At 65.0% G+C, this 1,080-nt stretch carries 1 protein-coding gene; it reads left to right on the top strand.

Features of this window, described 5'->3' with window-relative positions:
• Positions 1–130: 130 nt before the first annotated feature.
• Positions 131–1,080: glycoside hydrolase family 3 N-terminal domain-containing protein (locus AC1DUU_RS32685; protein WP_476787429.1), on the top strand; the 950-nt coding region annotated here is incomplete at its 3' end.

A 1,080-nucleotide genomic window follows, 5' to 3' on the forward strand; every position in this document is an offset into this window, starting at 1 on the left:
ATACGTGACAGGCCTGCAATCAGGCTTCGGCCGACCGGCTCGCTCTTCCGCGCCGGCAGCTTTTCTGCCAAGCTGATGGTTCGGGCGGCGACAAGTCGGTCTCGTGCAATCCGCCAGGAGTGTGATGACCATGCCGCTGACAATTGACCGAACGCAGCCGAAGGCCGTGGTATTTGGTTGCGCGGGTACCAGCCTGAACGCCGCCGAACGCAGCTTCTTCCGTGCCGCCCAGCCTTGGGGTTTCATCCTGCACAAGCGCAACTGCGCTGACCCGGCGCAGCTGCGCACGCTGGTGGCCGAGTTGCGCGAAAGCGTCGGCCGCACCGACGTGCGCGTGCTGATCGATCAAGAGGGCGGCCGGGTAGCACGGCTGGCGCCGCCGCATTGGCGTGCTCCGCCGCCGGCATCGCTGTTTGCCCAGATCGCACGCACCGACATCAAGCGCGCGCTCGATGCTGTGCGGCTCAATGCACGCCTGGTCGCGGCGGAGCTGTTTGATCTCGGCATCGATATCAACATCGCACCCGTGCTCGACCTGCCGATCGGCAAGGGCGATCTGGTGATCGGCGACCGGGCACTGGGCGATACGCCGGAGATGGCGAGTATACTCGGCCGCGCTACCTGCGAGGGCCTGCTTGCTGGAGGTGTGCTGCCCGTCATCAAGCACATTCTCGGTCACGGCCGCGCTCGCCAGGACAAATCCGAGGCGCTGCTGGTGGTTAATGCCTCGCTAGACGAGATGCAGTCGGCCGACTTCGTGCCGTTCCGCTCGCTGCAAGACATGCCTTGCGCCATGGCGGCACACGTTATTTACCGTGCCATCGACCGCGATGCGCCGGCCACCGCCTCGCGCACCGTCATCGACGAGATCATCCGCGGCATGATCCGCTTCGACGGCGTGCTTATGAGCGACGACGTCTCCGATATCAGCCGCACTCATCCGCTCGATGCGCAGGTCAGCGCCACTCTGGAGGCTGGTTGCGACGTTATTCTGCATGRCAGCGGCGACATGGACGAGATGCAGCGTGTGGCCGATGCGGCCATGCCGCTATCCGAGAACGCTGTCGAACGCCTGCACCG

The organism is Aminobacter sp. P4_H6_2 (genome assembly GCF_056400805.1).